Annotated in this window: 1 protein-coding gene; it reads left to right on the top strand. The window is 37.7% G+C overall.

Annotated features, from left to right (window positions below):
* Positions 1-139: 139 nt before the first annotated feature.
* The coding region (locus ACFINO_RS09795; protein WP_375655624.1) for a cytochrome c-type biogenesis protein CcmH at positions 140-292 on the top strand (153 nt) is incomplete at its 3' end.

Below are 292 nucleotides of genomic sequence, written 5' to 3'. Positions count from 1 at the left end.
AGCCTTACATAATATGTGTTTGGTTAGGGGCATTGATGATGGCTATGGGCGGATGTTTCTCTCTTTTTAGTTATTGGTTTCGCATTAGAGTGCATCAACGGAGAGTCTCCCGCTTTAAATTTTCTGAAAAGGCATTGAGATGAAAAAGAAACTATTTTGCACTTTATTTTTTTTAATCATTGTTTTTTCTCTGTCATTAGCAATGGCAGTGGAGCCAGATGAAGTTTTAAAGGATACAGTTCTTGAAGCACGTGCACGTGATATTTCATTACACTTGCGTTGTCCAGTTTGC

The organism is Bartonella sp. AA83SXKL, assembly GCF_042196965.1.
In the GTDB taxonomy this organism is placed as follows: domain Bacteria; phylum Pseudomonadota; class Alphaproteobacteria; order Rhizobiales; family Rhizobiaceae; genus Bartonella.
This window is presented reverse-complemented; position numbering and strand designations above follow the sequence as displayed.